The organism is Demequina litorisediminis (assembly GCF_030161615.1).
GTDB classification, from domain to species: domain Bacteria; phylum Actinomycetota; class Actinomycetes; order Actinomycetales; family Demequinaceae; genus Demequina; species Demequina litorisediminis.
The window spans coordinates 1,239,518-1,259,176 of sequence record NZ_BSUN01000001.1 but is presented as its reverse complement, the minus strand read 5'-3'; the positions used below and the strand labels follow the sequence as shown (position 1 = coordinate 1,259,176).

Annotated in this window: 17 protein-coding genes and 4 pseudogenes; 17 read left to right on the top strand and 4 right to left on the bottom strand. The window is 71.1% G+C overall.

Translation table 11 applies throughout. The annotated features are described in order from the left end of the window. Window positions 1-640 precede the first annotated feature (640 nt). The 6 genes and pseudogenes from QQK48_RS07730 (at window position 641) to QQK48_RS07705 (ending at window position 6,744) form a co-directional block, all read left to right on the top strand. Window positions 641-1,756, top strand: coding sequence for a hypothetical protein (locus QQK48_RS07730; protein WP_284328057.1), 1,116 nt, complete (start codon window positions 641-643; stop codon window positions 1,754-1,756). A gap of 46 nt (window positions 1,757-1,802) precedes the next feature. Next, window positions 1,803-2,769 (top strand): annotated as a pseudogene (locus tag QQK48_RS07725) (AAA family ATPase). A 3-nt stretch (window positions 2,770-2,772) separates the two neighbouring features. Next, window positions 2,773-4,110, top strand: a complete 1,338-nt coding sequence (locus QQK48_RS07720) for a DUF58 domain-containing protein (RefSeq protein WP_284328056.1) — start codon at window positions 2,773-2,775, stop codon at window positions 4,108-4,110. 49 nt (window positions 4,111-4,159) lie between these two features. Continuing rightward, window positions 4,160-5,020: a hypothetical protein gene (locus QQK48_RS07715; RefSeq protein ID WP_284328055.1), complete on the top strand. Its 861-nt coding sequence runs from the start codon at window positions 4,160-4,162 to the stop codon at window positions 5,018-5,020. A 7-nt stretch (window positions 5,021-5,027) separates the two neighbouring features. Then, the gene (locus tag QQK48_RS07710) at window positions 5,028-5,606 is read left to right on the top strand and encodes a hypothetical protein (RefSeq protein ID WP_284328054.1); all 579 of its coding nucleotides are present in this window, start codon (window positions 5,028-5,030) and stop codon (window positions 5,604-5,606) included. Continuing rightward, window positions 5,590-6,744 carry a transglutaminase domain-containing protein gene (locus tag QQK48_RS07705; RefSeq protein WP_284328053.1) on the top strand — a complete coding sequence of 385 codons (1,155 nt, stop codon included), beginning with the start codon at window positions 5,590-5,592 and terminating at the stop codon, window positions 6,742-6,744. Before QQK48_RS07710 ends, QQK48_RS07705 begins: the two co-directional genes overlap by 17 nt. A gap of 703 nt (window positions 6,745-7,447) precedes the next feature. On the opposite strand, the gene QQK48_RS07700 is transcribed toward QQK48_RS07705, so the two are convergent. Beyond that, window positions 7,448-7,804, bottom strand: coding sequence for a hypothetical protein (locus QQK48_RS07700; RefSeq protein WP_284328052.1), 357 nt, complete (start codon window positions 7,802-7,804; stop codon window positions 7,448-7,450). Window positions 7,805-8,873: 1,069 nt separating this feature from the next. Between QQK48_RS07700 and QQK48_RS21490 the strand changes: the two genes are divergently transcribed. From QQK48_RS21490 to QQK48_RS07670, 8 genes and pseudogenes are all read left to right on the top strand, one after another. Continuing rightward, window positions 8,874-9,014, top strand: a complete 141-nt coding sequence (locus QQK48_RS21490; protein WP_431308308.1) for a hypothetical protein — start codon at window positions 8,874-8,876, stop codon at window positions 9,012-9,014. Between the two features lie 390 nt (window positions 9,015-9,404). Continuing rightward, on the top strand, window positions 9,405-9,833 hold the full coding sequence (locus tag QQK48_RS07690; protein WP_284328050.1) for a PP2C family protein-serine/threonine phosphatase: 429 nt from the start codon (window positions 9,405-9,407) through the stop codon (window positions 9,831-9,833). Then, window positions 9,830-10,549 carry a hypothetical protein gene (locus tag QQK48_RS07685; protein WP_284328049.1) on the top strand — a complete coding sequence of 240 codons (720 nt, stop codon included), beginning with the start codon at window positions 9,830-9,832 and terminating at the stop codon, window positions 10,547-10,549. Before QQK48_RS07690 ends, QQK48_RS07685 begins: the two co-directional genes overlap by 4 nt. Window positions 10,550-10,599: 50 nt before the next feature. Further along, entirely contained in the window at window positions 10,600-11,526 is a 927-nt protein-coding gene (gene gcvT / locus QQK48_RS07680) for a glycine cleavage system aminomethyltransferase GcvT (RefSeq protein WP_431308307.1), read from the top strand. Then, window positions 11,501-11,827, top strand: coding sequence for a glycine cleavage T C-terminal barrel domain-containing protein (locus QQK48_RS21485; protein WP_431308306.1), 327 nt, complete (start codon window positions 11,501-11,503; stop codon window positions 11,825-11,827). Before gcvT ends, QQK48_RS21485 begins: the two co-directional genes overlap by 26 nt. Before the next feature lie 59 nt (window positions 11,828-11,886). Beyond that, window positions 11,887-12,039, top strand: a pseudogene (locus QQK48_RS21480) (glycine cleavage system protein H); the annotation flags it as partial. A gap of 55 nt (window positions 12,040-12,094) precedes the next feature. Then, on the top strand, window positions 12,095-12,220 hold the full coding sequence (locus tag QQK48_RS21475; RefSeq protein ID WP_431308305.1) for a glycine cleavage system protein H: 126 nt from the start codon (window positions 12,095-12,097) through the stop codon (window positions 12,218-12,220). Window positions 12,221-12,275: 55 nt separating this feature from the next. After that, window positions 12,276-12,788, top strand: coding sequence for a (deoxy)nucleoside triphosphate pyrophosphohydrolase (locus QQK48_RS07670; protein WP_284328048.1), 513 nt, complete (start codon window positions 12,276-12,278; stop codon window positions 12,786-12,788). A gap of 44 nt (window positions 12,789-12,832) precedes the next feature. On the opposite strand, the pseudogene QQK48_RS07665 reads toward QQK48_RS07670, so the two are convergent. Continuing rightward, a pseudogene (locus tag QQK48_RS07665) lies at window positions 12,833-13,398 on the bottom strand (DNA-3-methyladenine glycosylase I). A 241-nt stretch (window positions 13,399-13,639) separates the two neighbouring features. Here QQK48_RS07665 and QQK48_RS07660 point away from each other — a divergent pair. Next, window positions 13,640-14,449, top strand: a complete 810-nt coding sequence (locus tag QQK48_RS07660) for a methylenetetrahydrofolate reductase (protein ID WP_284328047.1) — start codon at window positions 13,640-13,642, stop codon at window positions 14,447-14,449. Window positions 14,450-14,508: 59 nt separating this feature from the next. Here QQK48_RS07660 and QQK48_RS07655 read toward each other — a convergent pair whose 3' ends face one another. Together QQK48_RS07655 and QQK48_RS07650 are read right to left on the bottom strand one after the other, a co-directional pair. Continuing rightward, window positions 14,509-14,970, bottom strand: a complete 462-nt coding sequence (locus tag QQK48_RS07655) for a hypothetical protein (RefSeq protein WP_284328046.1) — start codon at window positions 14,968-14,970, stop codon at window positions 14,509-14,511. Between the two features lie 96 nt (window positions 14,971-15,066). After that, window positions 15,067-15,492 carry an OsmC family protein gene (locus QQK48_RS07650; RefSeq protein ID WP_284328045.1) on the bottom strand — a complete coding sequence of 142 codons (426 nt, stop codon included), beginning with the start codon at window positions 15,490-15,492 and terminating at the stop codon, window positions 15,067-15,069. Between the two features lie 196 nt (window positions 15,493-15,688). Between QQK48_RS07650 and metE the strand changes: the two are divergent. After that, window positions 15,689-18,019: pseudogene (gene metE / locus QQK48_RS07645) on the top strand (5-methyltetrahydropteroyltriglutamate--homocysteine S-methyltransferase). Between the two features lie 150 nt (window positions 18,020-18,169). After that, window positions 18,170-19,654: a glycoside hydrolase family 43 protein gene (locus QQK48_RS07640; protein ID WP_284328044.1), complete on the top strand. Its 1,485-nt coding sequence runs from the start codon at window positions 18,170-18,172 to the stop codon at window positions 19,652-19,654. Window positions 19,655-19,659: the final 5 nt, after the last annotated feature.

Sequence of the window (19,659 nt, the reverse complement as noted above, 5' to 3'; positions counted from 1 at the left end):
CGGTCAAGCAGTGCTCGCAGGCCTCGGGAAGTTCGTGCGAGATCACGGTCATCGGCGCCTCCGGCGAGGTCAACCCGCTGCCTGATACCCCGCTCGAGCTCGTGTCGGTCAGTTCGGAGGGCACCTGCAAGGGTGTCTCGTTCGAGGTTTCGTCCGAGACCGCCGTGCGGGCCTCGTGGGGGTCCGATGCCGCCGGCGCCGCGTGCGACGCGACCTTTGTAGTGCGCGATGCGCAGGGCAGGCTCTCCTCGGGCGACCGCCTGGGCCGCGTCAGCGTCGACCTTCAGGGCTACCCCGGCGCGCCCGGTTCGGTGTCGCAGACCGCCTACGGCGACCGCACCGTCACCCTCGCCGTGAGCCCAGGAGCGGCCGCGAAGTCGTACCCGGCGATCACGGGTTTCCGCGTGACGCGCGACGGCGCCGAGGTCGCCACCTGCACCGCCAAGGGCGTGTGCTCGCAGATCACCGGTCTCACCAATGGAGACAAGGGCACCTACGCGGTGGTCGCCGTCAACGAGGTCGGCACGTCCGCGAAGTCCGTCCAAACCACGGCCTGGTCGTACGCGCCCCCGCGAAGCCGACCAAGGTCACCTGGAAGCCGTCGCAGGCAGGCGACGCGGGCGGCAAGGTGGATGTCTCGATGAGCATCGTCGACGACTCCACTCAGGCGGTGAACATCGTTGCCGAGGGTGGCGAGAGCAAGACCGTCTCGGTCAACGGCCGCGGCACGGTGTCCGTCGCGGGCCTGAGCGTCGGCTCCAACGAGCCCACCCGCGTGGTCATCACCCCCGTCACCCGGTTTGAACTGCCGCCCGTGGGCACCTCCAGCGCACAGGGCGAGAGCGTCGCGATCACCGCGAACGGCGTGGGTGGCCCCAAGATCTCGAACGCGTCGTGGGACGCGAACGATGCCGGTGACAAGGTCACCTTCTCGGTCGACGTGGCGAGCGCGGGCGCCGGTAGCACCACGCTCGTGGGAGTCGCGCCCAACAACAGCCGCTGCACCCCCAACACCACGGCCAGCGGCGGCTCCGTGAGCATCACCGTCGGCGTGGACTCCAACACCCTGATCGACTTCACCGTGTGCGCGGAGAGCCGCTGGAAGGACACCGCCTACGGCACGGCCACCATCGCCGTGGACGACGTCTACGCGTACAGGGACCCGGGTGCGCCCCGCGTCACCAAGGGATATGACGTTGGCGACACGTGCCGGACAGGCTTCAACGCGTTCTCCTGTGAGACCCGATGGTGGGGTCCAGAGGTGGACAGGGCCCCGGCAGGGTTCGAACTCCGCTACGTCGTGAATGGCGCCGGTGCGACCACGAACTTCTCCCTCGAGAACGCGTTCGGCAGCCGGCCCACGGTCACCGCGCGATACTGCCCGACGTTCCTAGGCTCGGGCGCGTCGTGCTCCGACAACACGTCGACCGTTGGACCGGTCAGCGACCAGCGTGCCTACCCCACGAGCGTGAGCATCACGGCGTGCACCGTCACCGACTCGGACCGGCACGTGAACATGTCGGTTGCGGCTCAGGGCGGCGACTACACCGTGTCGTACGAGTGGCGTGATCGATGGGGCCAGCCGACCGACGTTCAGTGGGACATCGACCGGGTGAAGGTCACGGTCGACTTCCAGGGTGCCCTCGCGGGCATCGAGACCTTCTCGCCGCGGGCGTTGAGCCGCGATAACTCTGCGACCGAACCTGAGCCGGAACCCGAGCCCAGCGTGACCCCGTCACCGAGCCCGAGCCCTTGACCACGGCATCGGCCGTCCCCCTGATCCGCACACCGAAGGAGCAAGCATGACCGTCACCGACGAGCAGTCCGAGTGGTTCACCGCCACGTTCGCGGCGCTCACCGACAACGTCGAGCGTGCCGTGCTGGGCAAGCGTCACGTGGTGGAACTGGCCTTCACCGCGATGGTGTCGCAGGGTCACCTGCTGCTCGAAGACGTGCCGGGAACGGGAAAGACGTCGCTCGCCCGCGCACTCGCGCAGACCATCAAGGGCACCAACACGCGTATCCAGTTCACGCCCGACCTGCTTCCCGGCGACGTCACCGGCATCACGGTGTTCGACCAGTCCAAGGGCTCCTTCGAGTTCCACGCAGGCCCCGTGTTTGCCAACGTGGTGCTCGCGGATGAGATCAACCGCGCGTCGCCCAAGACGCAGTCGGCGCTGCTGGAGGTCATGGAGGAGGGCTCCGTCACGGTCGACGGCGTCACCCGCTCGGCAGGCTCGCCCTTCATGGTGGTCGCCACCCAGAACCCCGTGGAGCAGGCGGGAACATACCCGCTGCCCGAGGCTCAGGCTCGACCGCTTCATGATGCGTACGTCGCTGGGCTACCCCGACCACGGTGCCACGTTGCAGATCCTCGACGCGGGCCGTCCCGCGAAGGTCACGGTGCCGCAGATCGCAGAGCTCCAGACCATCGCGGCCATGAGTGCGCTGGCGAGCCAGGCCCACACCAGCCCGCTGATCCTCGACTACATCGCCCGCATCGTCGATGCGACGCGTTCGGCCACTCAGGTGCGCCTCGGCGTCTCGGTGCGTGGCGCGCTCGCGCTCGCGCGTGGCTGCCGCGCCTGGGCGCTCGGCCACGGCCGCACCTACGTCACCCCCGATGACGTGAAGACGCTCGCCGAGCCCGTCCTCGCACACCGCCTCATCCTCGACCCCGAGGCGGAGTTCGACGGCGTGACCGCCACCGCGGTTATCGGCCAGATCCTCCTCGACACCGCGCCCCCGAGCCAGCAGGACCTCCGCTAACGGATGGCGACCTCGACCCGGCGTCGTCGCGGCGACACCCACACGCGCACCCGTACGGAACACACCCGTACGGGGCACACGCGCGCCACCACGCGGACGCACACCCAGGTGGCGGACGAGGTGCACGGTCGGTGGGTAGCGCTGGGACTGTGGGCGCTGCGAGTCGCACGGACGGTGACGCGGTGGAGCACGGCCGCATGGGCGACGGTGCGATCCGTCACCACCGCCGCCGGCTGGGCCGTGTTCGCATGGACCGTGGCGGGCCTGATTGTGGGCCTCGCCTTCGGCTGGGCGGAGTTCCTCATCGGCGCCGCCGTGGGCTTCGTCCTCCTCCTCATCGCCCTGCCGTTCCTCCTGGGCCGTGAGCCCTACGAGGTGGACTTCCGGCTCCTCCACGAATCGGTGGTCGCGGGTCACGATGCCGCCGCGGAGATCGTGGTGCGCAACCCCAACGCTCGCGTGGCGCTGCCGGGGCGGGTGGACGTGCCGGTGGGCGAGGGGCTGATCGACTTCCACGTGCCGCTGCTGCGGCGCGGCCACGAACACACCGAACCCGTGGTGATTCCCGCCGCACGGCGCGGCATCATCGACGTGGGCCCCGCCACCACGGTGCGCTCAGACCCCATGCGCCTGCTCCAGCGCACGTTCCACTGGGCCGATGTCCAGACGCTGTACATCCATCCCGTCACCATCGCGGTGCCCAGTACGTCGCAGGGCTTTGTGCGCGACCTCGAGGGGCGCTCCACCCGCAGCCTCACCAACGAGGACATCTCCTTCCACGCGGTGCGCGAGTACGCCCGTGGTGACGCGCAGCGCCAGATCCACTGGAAGTCGACCGCGAAGACCGGCACGCTCATGGTGCGCCAGTTCGAGGAGACCCGGCGGTCCACGCTGTCGATCGTCCTGGACCTCGACGAGGCCAACTACGCCGACGACCAAGAGTTCGAGATGGCCGTCTCCGCCGCCGGATCGCTCGCCGTGCGCGCTATCCGCGACGGCCGGGACGTGCAGGTGGTGGTCTCCGGCGAGGTTCCCGAGTTCGCCCGCACGTCGGTGCGCTCCCTCGAACAGGCTCGCGGTCGCCACCCCCGCCGCCTGCTCGACGACCTCTCCGGTGTCGAGGCCAGCCTGCAGGTGGTGTCGATGCCCACCCTGACACGCATGCTCGTGGAGGTCACCCAGGACACGTCGCTCGCGTTCCTCGTGACGGGCTCGCACGCAACCCTCGCCGACATCGCCTCGGCGGCCCTCGCCTTCCCCGGCGATGTGGGCGTGGCCGCCGTGGTGTGCGACCCCAGGCGGAGCCCGGCCTCCATGCGGTGGGCCACACCCGCCTGCTGAGCCTCGGCATCCTCGACGACCTTCGCCAGTTGCTCGCCCGAGGTGCCGCGTGATGGCCCGCACCCGCAGGGCCAGCGTCAAGCCCACGACGACGCTCACGTTCGTCCTGCTCAACGTCCTGTTCATGGCCGCGGGCGCCGCGGTCGTGGCGTGGACCCTGTACCCGGTCTACGAGTCGAGCCGCTACCTGGCATCGGCCGCGTTGGCGATCGGCGCCGCCGTGGCCATCGGCGTGCTGTGCGACCGGCTGGGCTGGGGTGGCGGACGTGCCGCCGCGCTCGCGGCCGGGGTCTACGTCGTGGGCGGCATCACCCTGGTGGTACCCGGAGCAACGAGTGGCGTCGATGGCGCCCTCCAGGCCTTCATCGAACTGGTGAGGGGACCGGTGCTCGGCTGGAAGGACATCGTCACCCTTCCGTTGCCGCTTGGCGAGTACCGCGCCACCATCGTGCCCGTCTTCGCGCTGCTCCTGACCGGCACGCTGCTCGCCGTCTGGTGGGCCCTGGGTTCCGCGCGCCGCTGGGCGCTTGCGGCGGTCACGCTCGGAGTCGTCGAGGCTATCGCCATCATCATTGGGCCGGCGGCGCGGGCCGATGCCTTGGCGTGGGCCCCGCTTGGCACCTTCCTGAGCCGCGAGTTCGTGGTGGGGCTTGCCCTGTTCCTCGTGATGCTGACGTGGTTCCTGTGGCGTGCGTCGTATCAGCGTGGCCGTGCCATCTCGGTGACCCGAGCCGCCGGCGGCGTACACCTCGCCAAGGCGCCGCGGCATCGGCTGCTTGCCGAGGTCGCCGCGGGTGGAGCGATGCTGATCGCCGCGATCTGCGTGGCCGTGCTGGTAGCGGGGCCGCTGGCCGCATCCACGCCGCGCGAGGTGGCCCGCAGCGCCATCGAGCCGCAGGCTCACCATTGACTCCACCGTGACTCCGCTGGCATCGTTCCGCGAGTACTTCGGCGATGAGGCGTACGACAACGTCCTGTTCACCGTGACCATCACGGAGGGCGCCTCGGATCGGGTCCGCGTCGCGTCCTTGCCGTACTTCGATGGCAATGCGTACAGCGCTCAGGCGCCCGAGGGGCAGTCCCCCGCCCGCTTCCAGCGCGTTCCCTCATCGCTCCCTGGCCCGGATGGTGCCGAGGAGGTCAGCGCCACCGTCGCCATCGCCTCGGGCGGCGGCGTGTGGGTGCCGATGGTGGGGGAGTTGGGGTCCGTCACGTTTGGCGGCGCGCGCCGCGCTCGGCTCGTGGACAGTTTCTATTACCTGCCGGAGGCCGATGCCGGGGTCATGGCCCTGCAGTCGGGAGTCGCCACGGGCGACACCTACTCGACCACCGGCTACGTCAATGACGACCTCACGGCCTCTGACCTTGGTGCCCCTCCCGGCACCGGCTCGGTCCAGGCCTCGCTCATCCCGGACTCGCTGCGCGACTGGGTGGCGGCTCAGGAGGTCTCGCGCGACGGCGAGGGCCTTGCGCAGGCTCGTGCAGCGCCTGCGTGATCGCGGGTACCTCAGCCACGCCCTTCAGAACGATGAGGCGGCCGCGCGCTGGGAGCAGGAACTCGGCGAATACACCTTTGTGTCCTCGGCAGCCGGCCACTCGTATGACCGCATCGACCGCCTCTTCACCGCGCTGAACGAGCGCGCGGCCGAGGTGGGCGACGGTGCGAGCGACGCCGAACTGGTCGCGGCCGCGGGCGACGACGAACAGTTCGCCACCGCGGTCGCGCTCATCGCCTCCACCATGGGCTACCCGTCACGAGTGGTGCTGGGCGCGCGCCTTGCCACGGAGGACCAGGACGTTGCGGCGGTCTGCGACGGTGGCGAGTGCCGCGGCGGCAACATGTCGGCCTGGGTTGAGGTCCAGGGGTCCTCGGGCGCGTGGGTGGCGATCGATGTTACGCCTCAGCACGCGAACCCCGTGGCTCCGGACATCACGTCGCAGCGTGACCCCGAGTTCGCGTCGCCCCTTGACCCCGAGAATGCCGAGGCGATCGTGCCGCCCGCCACGCAGCGTGGCACGTCGGACGACTCCGAGCCGCCGGAGATCACGGAGCCCGAGGCCGAGGCCTGGTGGCTGCCTGTCGCGAAGATCGTGGGCGCAAGCCTGCTCGCGCTGCTGGTGCTCATCGGCCCCATCGTCGCCATCGTGGTGTGGAAGATCGTCAGGCGCCGCCGCCGCAAGGGCCGTGCTCCGGCCGATGCCGTGCATGGCGGCTGGGATGAATACCTCGATCTCGCCGCGGACGCCGGGCTCGATGCCATGCCGCTGGCCACGCGTTCCGAGGTCGCCGCAGCGTACGCCACCCCGCACGGTGCCGCGCTTGCGACCATGACCGACCGTGCCACGTTCTCGGGGCAGGGCACCGACCCGGCCGATGCGGCGCGGTTCTGGGACCTGGTCGAGGAGGACCGTCGCCACTGGTTGACGACTCGTGGATGGTGGCGCCGGCTCCGCATGCGGTTGTCGCTACGCTCGTTGTGGCACGCGACCGGCTCATCGAGCGCGGATGCCGCCACGCCGCAGTCAACGGCGCGTCCGCAGTGGCGCAGCGACCACACTGGGGCGACCGCCCGCCGAGGCAGTCGCTCACGCACGGCATCTCGCCGGGGCAGGAAGGATGGCAGTCGAGGATGAACTCGATGTTGGTGATCGGCCCGCTGTATTTCGCTCCCCTCGTGATCGCCCTGATCATCGATCTGGTGTGGATGGGACTCGCGCTCGGCGCGGTGCTGCGCAAGGTAGGCCTGCCGTCGTGGCAGGCATTCGTGCCGGTGCTGCGCTGGATGGCTGCCGCCCAGGCGGCGCGGATGTCGCGCCTCGCGGTGGGCCTCGCACGCGGCATCGCCCTCGCGGGTGCCGTCGCCGCGGTGGTGGGTCTCGGGGTCTACGTGGACCAGGTGGATGCGGCCCCCGCGTGGGCAAGGCTCGCCCTCGTGGTCGGTTCCGCCGTGAACGTGCTCGGCTCGCTCGCTGGCTGGGTGCTGTGGATCTACGGCTCGGGCACCATCGAATTGCGGCTGCGTGCCCCCGCTGCCCTGGCCTGGGTCGCCGCCGTCTCGCCGCCCATCTGGGCATCGGTCATGGGCTGGGGCCCGTACAACATGGGCGGCCGCACCGACGATGCCGCGCGCCGCGCCTCCGCGCCGTCCGATGCGCCCATCCGTTCCAGCGCCGTCGACGCCTCGTCCTTTGCGACGGGGCCGGACGCGGCGCCCGCAGCATCGGGCTGGGCGACGCCCGAGCAGCGGGCGGCCCAGGCGCCCTCTCCGTATGCGCCGCCTGTCGCGGCATCCGCATCGGAGGTACCCGAGCCTTTCGTCCCCGACGCACCTGCGCCTCAGGCGCCTGCTCCCGCAGGGCCCGAGGCGTCCGCTCCCGAGGCGTCCGCTCCTGAGGCGCCCGCGGAACCCGCCCCCGTCACCGGCTCGTGGGCCGCCGTCATTACCGACGACGGCACCCGGACACCCTCGGCACCGTCCGCACCGGTCGCGGAGCCGCGGCCCGAGTCCGAGCCGGCCGGTCTTGCCCTTCCGTGGTCGGAGCCGGTCCCCGAGGTGCCCGCGCCGGCCACCGGTGAGTTTGGCGCTGCGGAGCCCGCTGCGACCGAACCAGCGGTGGAAGAGCCGCGAGCCTTCGACACGGCCGCCGATGCCCCCGAGTCCGTGGCGGCGCCCAACGATACGCAGGCGTTCATCGGCTCCTTGCCCCCGGCTGGGCCGCGGGCACGGCCGAACCGCCCGCCCCCGAGGACGCGGTCATGCCGCGTCCCACCTGGGCCTCCGTCACCCCGCCCGAGCCCGAGGTGCCGGTGCGTGTCTCGCCCTTCGCCCCGCCGGAGCCCGCCGCGCCGCCGGCAGATCTGCGGCCCCTCTCGGCACCGTCGGCCGACGATGTGCCGACGCTGTCCGCCCCCAACCTCGAGGCGGCGTCGGCCGCCATCCCGCTCGTGGCGGCCGCCGACGTGGCCCCCGTGGCCGAGGAGCCGCAGCCCGTTGTTGGCGAGCCGGAACCTGACGCAGCCGCCGCCCCGGTGGTGCCCGTGCCGGAGCCGGAGACCGCGCCCGAGCCGGAACTCGCAGTCACCGACGCAGCAGCGGCGGCAGAGCCGGAACTCGCGGTCACCGACGCAGCGGCGGCAGAGCCCGCGGCAGAGCCGGTGGAAGCAGGGGAACCGCCCGCGGACACGTTTGCGCTCTCGCCGTACCTCACCGCGCGCCGCACCGCGGCAGACGCCGAGGGCGAGTCTCAGGCCGCCGTCGATGCCGCACCCGAGCGGGCCACGGAGCCCCCGGCGGTCACCGCATCGGTCTCGCCGTACGGCGCAGGTCCCGTGGACGACGCCGCTGAGCCGGACTGGCTGGTGGAGGCACGCCGCCAGGCGCAGGCATCGGCCCCCCAGTCCGCAGGCGAGGAGACGCCCGCCCCCGCGGCCGCGCCGACGCCGCTGCCCCGCGTCGAGGCAGCGAATGACGCGCTCATCACCACCGCCGTCCTCGCCCCCGTGCCGCCTGCACCCGTCGAAGCGCCCGACGCCGCCGAGGCAGACGCGGACGACCGCACGGTCATCGCGACGCGTCGACGGACGGTGTGGCGCCTCAAGGTCGGCACCGACACCTACGACCTTCCCGAATCGGCCGTGATCATCGGCCGCGCCACCGCGAGCGCCGCTGCCGACCGCATCGGCATCGCCGACGCCACGCGCACCATGTCCAAGGTTCACGCGCGCCTCGAACCCCGTAACGACAACCTGGTACGTCACCGACATGGGATCGACCAACGGCACGTTCGTGCGCGGCGCCGATGGAGTCGAGACCGAGGCCGGCGCGGCGCAGAGCATCGAGATCACGGGAACGCTGATCCTCGGTGACCTCGAGGTGCGGCTGGTGCGCGGGGAGGACGGATGAGCGCTGCCCACTGGAGTTCCGGTGCCGGCGCGACGGACACCGGACCGCGCGCACGCAATGAGGACGCCTACCTGTCCGCGGGCGCGGTGCACATCGTCGCCGATGGCATGGGGGGACACGTGGGCGGTGCCGCCGCCAGCGCGGCCGCCATCGAGGCGTTCCGCGACCTCGCGACGCGCTCCAGCGTGACGCCGGCGGATGTGACCTCCGCGGTCGCCACCGCGCAGCAGAGCGTGATCGAGGTGGGTCAGCGTGCGGGGGCCGATTCCGGCACCACGCTGACGGGCGCCATCGCGGTCGAGCATGAGGGTCAGCCCTGGTGGATGGTCATCAACGTGGGCGACTCCAGGACCTATCAGGCTCGATGGCACCCATCTGCACCAGATCACCGTGGACCACTCGCATGTGCAGCAGTTGGTCGACGCGGGCCGGATCACCGCAGAGCAGGCCGCTCACCATCCCGACAGGAACATCATCACGCGGGCCATCGGCGACGGTGTCGAGGGGTTCGATGCCTGGCTGGTGCCCGTGGTGCCCTCGTCTCGGCTCGTCATCGCGAGCGATGGCCTCACGGGCGTGGTGCCGTCGGAACTCATCGGCTCCGTCGCGGGGCTTGCGGACACCGATGCCGATGCCGCCGAGCGGCTCGTCGAGGCCGCGCTGCGTCACGGCACGGGTGACAACGTCACGGTGGTGGTCGCCCACGCGGCCGCGACCTCCACGCCGGACGACGCCCTGCCGGACCCGTGGCCCATGTGGCCCGTGGACTTTGACGACGACACCACCGACGTCTCCCAGCGCCGCGAGAGTGCGGAATGACCACCGAGCCAGACGGTGCATCGGACGAGGACGCGACGCGGCTGAGCATGCGCCGTGACGTGCGTTCCACCGATGTACCCGAGGATGAGTCCGCCGACGACGATGCGACGCGGCTCGCAAGCCGCCGCACCGCTGCGGACGACGTCGATGACGCGACCCGGCTGACTACTCGCCGCGCGCCTGTCGAGGAGGTGGACGATGCGACGCGCCTCAGCACGCGTCGCAGCCCTGAGGACCTCGACGACGCGACCAGGATGGTGATCCGCCGTCGGGCGGCGGGCAACGCAGTGCCGGCACCTCCGGTCGCGGACGACGACGCCACGGTGCTGTCCGCGTCACGCGGCAGCGTGGCGCCCGCGCCGGACAACGACGACCGCACCCGTGTGGTCTCCCAACGCCCACGCCGCCCCTCGGAGGCCGCGCTGCCCCCGGGCGCCCCGCTGGGCGAGGCGCCTCGCCAGGGCGCCTTCGGCGACGTCGGCGACATCTACACGCCCCGCGCCACGCCCGAGGTGGAGCCGCCTGCGCCGCTCGGGGCCGCATCGGCCCCCAGCACCGACGCCGCGGCCCACGTGCTCAGCCCCACCGAGGTCGCCGCACGCCGCGCCCGCGAGCGTCGGGGTCGACTCGTGATCGGCGTGGTGCTCGCCGCCGCCGGCGCCGCGCTGCTCACGGCCGTGATCGTCGTGGCCGTGACGCTCGTCAGTGGCTCCTGACCGCGCCGCGCATGGCGGAGCCGCCGGGCACCATCGCGTAGGTTGAGGGCGTGACCACGCACGCATCGCCCGCCCTGCGCTCCCCGCTCCACGAGGAGCACCTGGCGCTCGGCGCCACCATGACCGAGTTCGCAGGCTGGGACATGCCGGTGCGCTACTCGGGCGACGTCGCCGAACACACGGCCGTCCGCACCGCCGCCGGGCTGTTCGACCTGTCCCACATGGGCGAACTCATGGTCACCGGCCCCGATGCGGCGGCGGCCCTGGACTATGCGCTGGTGGGCCACATGAGCCGCATGCGCCTGTGGGCCGCGAAGTACACCATGCTGTGCGACGAGCGCGGTGGCATCCTCGACGACCTGGTCGTGTACCGGCGCGATTGGGACCACTTCATGGTGGTGGCCAACGCCTCCAACCGGGTGGCGGTTGCGGCCGAACTCCAGGAGCGCTTCACCGCCGCCGGCTTTGACGCCATCGTCACGGACGAGACCGAGACCCTTGCGCTGATCGCCGTTCAGGGGCCCGCGTCGGCGGCCATCGTGGCGTCGATGTGTGCGCTCGGCGAGACCGAGCCCGCCACGCTCAAGTACTACTCGGCGGCCAACATCCTGCTGGAGGGCGGCCACCATGCCTTCGTGGCCAGGACCGGCTACACGGGCGAGGACGGCTTCGAACTGTTTGTGGGCGCGGACGTCGCCAGCGACGTCTGGCATTCCGCTCTCGCCCACGGCGTCGCCGCGGGCCTGGTGCCGTGCGGCCTCGCGGCGCGCGACTCGCTTCGCCTGGAGGCCGGCATGCCCCTGTACGGTCAGGAACTGAGCGCCAGCACCTCCCCGTTTGAGGTGGGTCTTGGCCGCGTCGTCTCGTTCGACGGCCCCGCGACCGTGCTGTCGTCGACCCAGCCCGGTGCCGCCAAGCCAGGCGCGGGCATCAGCGACCAGGTGGACCCGCGTGCCGTGTCCGTGGAGCGAGCCTGAGTTCGTGGGGCGCGAGGCGCTCGCCGCGGCGGCCGGAGAGTCGCCGTCGCGGGTGCTCGTGGGCCTCGTGGGCGAGGGGCGACGGTCCCCGCGCGCCGGCTACGACGTGACCGATGCCGACGGCACCGTGGTGGGCGTGGTCACCTCGGGCATGCCGTCTCCCACACTCGGCAAGCCCATCGCGATGGCCTACGTGCCGCCTGCTTTTGCGGAGCCTGGCGCCGCGCTTGCGGTGGATGTACGAGGGAGGCGTGAGCCGATGCGGGTGGTCGCGCTACCGTTCTACAAGCGGCAGGGTTAGTGCTCGGCCGACGCCAACCGGTGTGACAGTGACGGCGAAGGCCGTGGGAGAGGTGGATCATGGCGGAGATTCCTGACGGGCTGCTCTACTCCGAGGAGCACGAGTGGGTGCGCGGCGACGTCTCGCCCGGTGCCACGGTCACGGTGGGTATCACCGAGTACGCCGCCGAGGCGCTCGGCGATGTGGTGTACGTGGAGCCCCCGACGGTCGGCGACGAGGTCCGCGCCGGCGACGTCTGCGGCGAACTCGAGTCCACCAAGGCCGTGAGTGAGCCTGTACTCGCCCGTCACCGGCACGGTGGTGGAGGTCAACGGGCGGCTCGAGGCGGCCCCGGACCTGGTCAACAGCGACACGTATGGTGACGGCTGGATCTTCAAGGTCGAGCCTTGCTGAGGCGAACGAGGACCTTTTGGACGCCGACGCGTACGGCGAGAAGACCGAGTAGACCGTGGGAGTACGCACCCGGCTCGTGGTCGCGGCGGCCATCACCGACGATCTCGAGACTCCCCGCACCCTGCTCGCGGCACGGCGCACTGCGCCGAGCGCTCTGGCTGGCCTGTGGGAGTTCCCCGGCGGCAAGGTGGAGCGCGGCGAGACCGCGGAGCAGGCCCTGCGGCGCGAGTTGCGCGAGGAACTGGGCGTCGAGATCGAGATTGGTGACGAGGTTCCGGGGCCCGACGAGGCCCACGGCATCGAGGACCAGTGCGGGGACACCCCGGTGTGGATGCTCCGCCCCGGCGACGCCGATGTGGAGCGGCTCGTGATGCGGGTGTGGTGGGCGACCATCAAGCCCGGCGCCGATGGCGCGCGCGTGGAGCCTCGCCCGCTCGAGGACCACGACCTGTTGCGGGTGCTGGAGCCGGGCGGCTGGCGTGATGTGGCCTGGCTGCCCGCCGACAAACGCATTGTGGATGCGCTCCTCGAGGACGCGACCGCGCGGCACCGTCGCGCCTACTGCTGAGCGGCCCGCCCTGGCTTGGGGCCCGCGTGGTCAGGTCCGCGCGGTCACGCGCGGACGATGCACCCCTCCACGTGATCGTTGACGAGACCGCAGGCCTGCATGGCCGCGTACATGGTGGTGGGCCCCACGAACACAAAGCCACGGCGCTTGAGTTCCTTGGCAAGAGCCACTGACTCGGGGGTGGACGCGGGGACGTCGCCCCAGGTCGCCGGGACGGCCGGGGAGCCTCCGGCGCAAAGGACCAGAAGAGCGTGTCCAGGCTCTCTCCCGCGTCCTGCAACGCCACCACCGCTCGCGCGTTGACGATGGCGGACTCGATCTTGCGGCGGTTGCGGACGATCCCGGTGTCCTCCATGAGTCGCGCGACGTCCTCCTCGCCGAACGCCGCGACGGCGTGGGGCTCAAAACCCGCGAAGGCGGCGCGGTAGCCCTCACGCTTGCGCAGGATGGTGACCCACGAGAGGCCGGACTGCGCGCCCTCGAGCACGATGCGCTCCAGGAGCGCGGCGTCGCCGTGCACCGGCACCGCCCACTCGTGGTCGTGATAGGCCTCGTACAGCGGGTCTCCATTGCCGAAGCAACGCAGGGGTGTGGCGGTGGTGGCGGTCATGGGTCAAGTGTGGCCTGGCCCGGTGACATCGACACCATGTCCGTGCGGTGGTGGGGAAGCGGCGTGACCAACGGAGGGCCTGGGGACGGCGCGAGGTTGCCGATCCTGACCGCGGGTCTGGCGAACCGGGACCTTACGCGGATATCGTGGCGGACGCTATGACGATCCGTGAACGCCTTCGCGACCCGGAGCCGACGCTCGCCTTCGGCTCTTCCTCCTCGCAGGCTCCGCTGCCGAGGAGATGTTGGGCCGCACCATGCGCGCGATCGTCGAAACGCAGCCCGATTTCATCTCCATCACCTACGGCGCCTCGGGTTCCACTCAGGGTGCCTCGCGTTCCGTGGTGCAACGCGTGGCGCGCGAGCACCGCGTGCCGGCGCTCGCCCACCTCACCTGTGTTGACCAGTCCTGCGCCGAGTTGCGCACGGTCATCGAGGGCTACCTCGAGGACGGGGTGAAGGACTTCCTGGCCCTGCGGGGTGACCCGCCCAAGGGCCAGGCCGACTGGCGTCCGCATCCCGACGGCCTGCTGTACGCCTCGGATCTGGTCGCGTTCCTGCGCGAGACCGCCCAGGCCCACGGGATCGACGGCCTCAGCGTGGGCGTGGCCGCCTTCCCCGCCCAGCACGCGGTGGAGCGGTTCCGCCAGACCGCCATCGACGTGCTGCGCGCCAAGCAAGAAGCGGGCGCCGACTTCGCGATCACCCAGGTGTTCTACGAGGTGGCCCACTACACGGGACTGGTCGAGGAGGCACGGGCGCAGGGTGTGACGATGCCGATCATTCCCGAGGTGATGCCGCTCGTCTCCGCCCAGCGAGCGCGGCGCGCGTCGCAGATCACCGACGTGCCGACGCCCGACGTCCTGGTCGCCGCACTCGATGCCGCGGCCACGGATGACGAGGCGCGCGCCACAGGCGTGCAGCACGCCACGCGCCTCGCGCAGGACCTGCTGGACGCCGGGGCGCCCGGCATCCATGTCATCACCTTTAACCGGCACGATGCCGCGGTGGAGTTGGTCGACAGGCTCCCGCTGCGTGGCCGCGTCGCTTAGTTGGCGCCTAGTGCCCCATGATCGGCGCCTACGGCTCGAGCACTCGCCCGCCGGGGTTTCTAGCCCACGCCGTTGTCGACAATGCGCCACGGCTCGTCGACGGAGGCGCGGGCGAGGCGGTATCCCCAGGTGGTGGCTCCCTCGGGCATCGACACATCCGAGCGGAACAGGCGCCAGTCGAGGTCGAAGTCCACGGTCACGCTGACCACCTCGGTGTCCGCCGAAAGCCCCGACCAGGCGGGATCCTCGTCGAGCGACACGCCGATCTCGAGGTTCCCGAGGCCGGCCACCTTCCGGCACCAGTCGCGGGCCGTCTCCGCGAAGCTCGGCGCGGCCAGGGCGACGGCGGTGTCGCAGTCGTGGGCGTCGAGAGCGGCGACGTAGGAGGCGACCACCTCCACCGGCTCCGCCGTGGCCTCGGGCAGCGGGACGTCCGTCGAACCCCAGGGGTAGGTCAGCGCCGCCGCCGCGACCCCGATCATCACCGCACCTGTTGCCGCGACCGCGGCCGTCCGCCTCATGGCGCCACCGTAGCGGGCAGCGCCTCCTGCGAGTCGTTCGGTGCCCGGAATCGTGCGAAACCGTGCACTGAACGACTCGCAGGGCGCAGTGACGGGCTAGACCTCGCGCAGGGTGACGTCCGCGCCGTGCACCACGGTGCGTGACACGGTGCAGGTGCGCTCCTCGGCGGACTTCAGGGCCGCGGCCACTCGGGCGCGTGCCTTGTCGCCGTCGGGTCCCTCGGGGAACGCCACGTCGAACGCCACGTCGATGTCCCGCAGGATCGCTGGGGTCGAGCCGCCCACCTTGTCCGCGGTGGCGGTCACGTCAAAGCGCGTGGGCTCCGCGCGGCGCGACGTCATCATGTCGAGATCGGTCGCGGAGCAGCCCGCGATCGCGACCATGAGGAGCTCGACGGCGCTGAGCGCACCGTCGACGTTGTAGCCAAACCGGTACTCGGCGCCGGCGGGGTTGCGGGCGACGTAAACGCCCTCCGCTTCGCGGGTGAGCGTGACCTGCTTCTTGGTGACCTCTTCTGCCATGGCTCCATCCTCGCATCGAGTCTCGGACGCACCGTCCCTGGCCTTACACAACCCCGCGGGCCGTCGCGTGATTCCAAAGTCCCTAGCCGCGTGGTGTCGATCCAGTAGAGTCGGAAGTGCACGCTCGGCGCCAAAGATGCGTCGACCAAGCGCAATGGCGAGCCCGCCGCGCACCAAGTCCATGAGGAATCTCCCCATGTCAGATAGTGCTGTTGCTCCGTCCGCTCCCACCGCCTTCCCTGGCGGCACCATCCTGGGTTACCCCCGCATCGGCCGAATGCGTGAACTCAAGAAGGCGATCGAGTCCTTCTGGAAGGGCGCCACGACCGCCGAGGACCTCGAGTCCGCCGCCGCCGCCCTGCGCGCCGCCAACCTTGAGCGCCTCGCAGCGCTCGGACTGGCCAAGGACAACGCGTCGATCCCGTCGAACTTCTCGTTCTACGACCACGTGCTCGACGCCGCGGTGACGTTCGGCGCGATCCCCACCCGTTTCGCGGGCCTGCGTGGCGCCGATGGCTCCGTCGACCTCGCCGGATACTCCACCATCGCGCGAGGCAAGGGTGACGACGCCCCGCTCGAGATGACCAAGTGGTTCGACTCGAACTACCACTACCTGGTTCCCGAGATTGGTCCCGAGACCGCGTTCGCGCTGTCCAGCACCCGCTGGGTGGACGAGTTCGTGGAGGCCAAGAACGCCGGTTACCTCACGCGCCCCGTCATCACGGGCCCGCTGACGTTCCTGTACTTGGCCAAGGCTTCGGATGAGGCCGGGGACGACTACCGCCCCATCGACCGCCTCGACGACCTGCTGCCCGTGTACGTGGAGCCTGCTCGCCGCCTTCAAGGCCGCCGGCGCCACCTGGGTGCAGATCGATGAGCCCGTGCTGGTGGCAGACATCGACGCCGACCGCGTCGAGGTTCTCGCCAACGCCGCCAAGGCGTACGAGGCGCTCGTCGCCGCCACGGAGCGCCCCGCGCTGTTCGTGGCCGCGCCGTACAACTCGCTCGGCGACGCGCTGCCCGTCCTCAAGGACGCCGGCGTGGACGCCATCGGCATCGACCTGGTCCGTGGTTCGATCCCCGGTGACGTCGACCTCACCGGTGTCACGGTGGTCGCTGGCGTCGTGGATGGCCACAACATCTGGCGCACCGACCTCGACGCCGCGCTGCGCAAGGCCGATGCCGTGGCCGCGCTCGGCGCCACCGTCGCCGTGTCCTCGTCCACGTCGCTTTTCCACGTGCCCCACACCCTCGCGGGCGAGGAGCACCTGGGTGAGGAACTGCTCTCGTGGCTCGCCTTTGCCGACGAGAAGGTGGCCGAGGTGGTCACGCTCGCGACCGCTCGCGCCGAGGGTGAAGAGGCGGTGGCCGATGCGCTCGCCGCGGCCCGCGACGCCCTCGCCGCCCGTGCCGCTCACCCTGGCACGAACCGTGCCGAGGTGCGCGATGCGCTCGCGGCCGTCACGCCTACCGACTTCCACCGCGCGCCGTATGCGATCCGGGCGGCGGCTCAAGATGCCCGCTACGGCCTCCCCGAGCTCGCGACCACCACCATCGGGTCCTTCCCGCAGACGCCGCAGATCCGCAAGGCGCGCGCCGCGTGGGCCAAGGGCAACCTCTCCGACGCCGACTACGAGCAGGCGATGAAGGATGAGATCGCCTCCGTGGTGAAGGCTGCAGGAGGACCTCGGCCTGGACGTGCTGGTGCACGGTGAGGCCGAGCGCAACGACATGGTGCAGTACTTCGCGGAGCCTGCTGGACGGCTTCGACGTCACCGTCAATGGCTGGGTCCAGTCCTACGGTTCGCGCTGCACGCGCCCCTCGATCCTGTGGGGAGACGTGACGCGGCCCGAGGCGATGACGGTGCGGTGGGCCGAGTACGCCCAGTCGCTGACCGCGAAGCCGATGAAGGGCATGCTGACCGGCCCGGTCACCATCCTCGCGTGGTCGTTTGTGCGTGACGACCAGCCGCTCGGCGTCACAGCCAACCAGGTGGCGCTCGCCCTGCGTGAGGAGATCGCCGACCTGGAGGCCGCGGGCATCGGCATCATCCAGGTGGACGAGCCTGCACTACGCGAACTGCTGCCGCTGAAAAAGGCCGACCAGGCCGCGTACCTCGACTGGTCGGTGAACTCCTTCCGCCTCGCCACGTCGGGCGCCAAGGATGACACCCGCCTGCACACCCACCTGTGCTACTCGGAGTTCGGCGAAATCATCGACGCCATCGATGGCCTCAATGCGGACGTCACCTCGATCGAGGCGGCACGTTCGCGCATGGAGGTCCTCCCGGCGATCAAGAACCACGGCTACGAGCGGCAGATTGGCCCCGGCGTGTGGGACATCCACTCGCCCCGCGTGCCCTCGACCGAGGAGGTCACCGAGTTGCTCGCGCTGGCCAAGGCGTCGGTCCCGGGCAAGCAGTTGTGGGTCAACCCTGACTGCGGCTTGAAGACCCGTGGCTACGACGAGACCATCGCGTCGCTTCAGCACATGCTCGCCGCGACCGAGGCGGTGCGCTCCGCGTAACGGCCTCGTCGCGCTCAGGGCCCGGTTCCTCCTGCGGGGGAGCCGGGCCCTTTTCGACTCGCGTCGAAGCGCATCGACAAACGGCCGATGCCGTGACACCATCGATGCGAGCCAGGCACCGCCGCCGTGGCCCCACCTCGAGAGGAAACCGTGACCGAGCCGAGCACCGCCGCTATGCCCGCCACCGCATCGTCCGCCGTCAGGCCGGTGGTCCCCGGCTTCCATCCGGACCCCAGCATCTGCCGCGTGGGGGAGCGCTACTACCTGGCGCATTCATCCTTCGAGTACTCGCCCGCGGTGCCCGTGTGGGTCAGCGACGACCTGGTGACCTGGGCTCTGGTGGGGCACGCGCTGGGCAGGGCCGAGCAGTTTCCCGCGGGGGCGTTCGCGCCGAGCCTCGGCGTCTACGCGCCCACGCTGCGTCACCACGACGGCCGGTTCTGGATGATCACCACCACGGTCGGCATGGGTGACGGCCAGGTGCTCGTGACCGCGGACGATGCGGCGGGGCCGTGGTCGGCGCCCGTGCGGCTCGAGGGGCTCACCGGAATCGACCCCGACATCGCTTGGGATGACGAGGGGCGATGCCTCATCACGTGGAGCGGCACGCACGAGGGGCGGTCGGCGATCATGCAGGCCGAGGTCGAACCCGCCACCGGAGCGGTCCTGGAGGAGCCCCGTCCCCTGTGGTCGGGCACCGGACTCGCGCACCCCGAGGCCCCTCACGTGTTTCGGCGAGGCGAGCACTGGTACCTCGTGATCGCCGAGGGCGGCACCGAGCGCGGCCACACCGTCGCCGTGGCGCGCTCGGACTCGCCGCGTGGGCCCTTCGCCGGCGCGCCGCACAACCCACTCCTCACTCACCGCTCCACGTCGCTGCCCGTCCAGAACACCGGTCACGCCGACTTGGTCGAGCGCCCCGATGGCTCGTGGGCCATGGTCTACCTGGGAGTACGGGCCCGTGGCGGCACCCCGCACTGGCACGTGAACGGCCGTGAGACGTTCCTCGCGGGCATCGTCTGGGAGGACGGGTGGCCCACGGTGGTGGAGGACGCCTTCGCGGTGCCGCCCTTCCCGAGCACGATGCGCCTGGACCCCGGTGCGCCGCTGGACCTTCACTGGGTGTCGCCAGGCGCACGGCTCGACACTTTCGTCACGCCAGGCGCCGACGGATTCGCGCTCGCCCCGAGCGAGGATGACGGACTGGCGCTGCTGGCCCGGCGCTGCCTCGACGAGCGCTGGGCAGCCACGGTCACAGTGGACCCGGGCGACGGGGTCGCCGAGCTACGCCTCCACCTCGACCACCGCCACTGGTACGCGGTGCGAGCGGGTGCCACTGAGGTGGTTGCAGTGGCCCGCATCGGCGATGTGGAGCACGAGGTGGCGCGCACCGCTCACGCCGGCGCCCCCGTGGTGCTCGGCCTCGCGGCTGTCCAGGCGCGCCACGGCGGCCCCGACGACATCGTGCTCAGCGTGGCCGCGGATGGCGCCGGCGGCACCAGTGAGCCCGGTGGAGTGCCCGGCGGCGCAACCGGCGCGGCGGCAGGCGAGCCTACGCGAGGCTCGCGCGCCTGGATGGGCGCTACCTCTCCACGGAGGTTGCCGGGGGCTTCACCGGACGCGTGTGGGGGGTGAGGGCC

Excerpts from the sequence above, each read along its gene's own strand:
- QQK48_RS07730 (WP_284328057.1), top strand. The coding sequence starts at position 641 with ATGAGCATCGTCGACGACTCCACTCAGGCGGTGAACATCGTTGCCGAG.
- QQK48_RS07720 (WP_284328056.1), top strand. The coding sequence starts at position 2,773 with ATGGCGACCTCGACCCGGCGTCGTCGCGGCGACACCCACACGCGCACC.
- QQK48_RS07700 (WP_284328052.1), bottom strand. The coding sequence starts at position 7,804 with ATGAACGCCTGCGTATCGTTGGGCGCCGCCACGGACTCGGGGGCATCG.
- QQK48_RS21490 (WP_431308308.1), top strand. The coding sequence starts at position 8,874 with ATGGGATCGACCAACGGCACGTTCGTGCGCGGCGCCGATGGAGTCGAG.
- QQK48_RS07685 (WP_284328049.1), top strand. The coding sequence starts at position 9,830 with ATGACCACCGAGCCAGACGGTGCATCGGACGAGGACGCGACGCGGCTG.
- QQK48_RS07660 (WP_284328047.1), top strand. The coding sequence starts at position 13,640 with ATGTTGGGCCGCACCATGCGCGCGATCGTCGAAACGCAGCCCGATTTC.
- QQK48_RS07655 (WP_284328046.1), bottom strand. The coding sequence starts at position 14,970 with ATGAGGCGGACGGCCGCGGTCGCGGCAACAGGTGCGGTGATGATCGGG.
- QQK48_RS07650 (WP_284328045.1), bottom strand. The coding sequence starts at position 15,492 with ATGGCAGAAGAGGTCACCAAGAAGCAGGTCACGCTCACCCGCGAAGCG.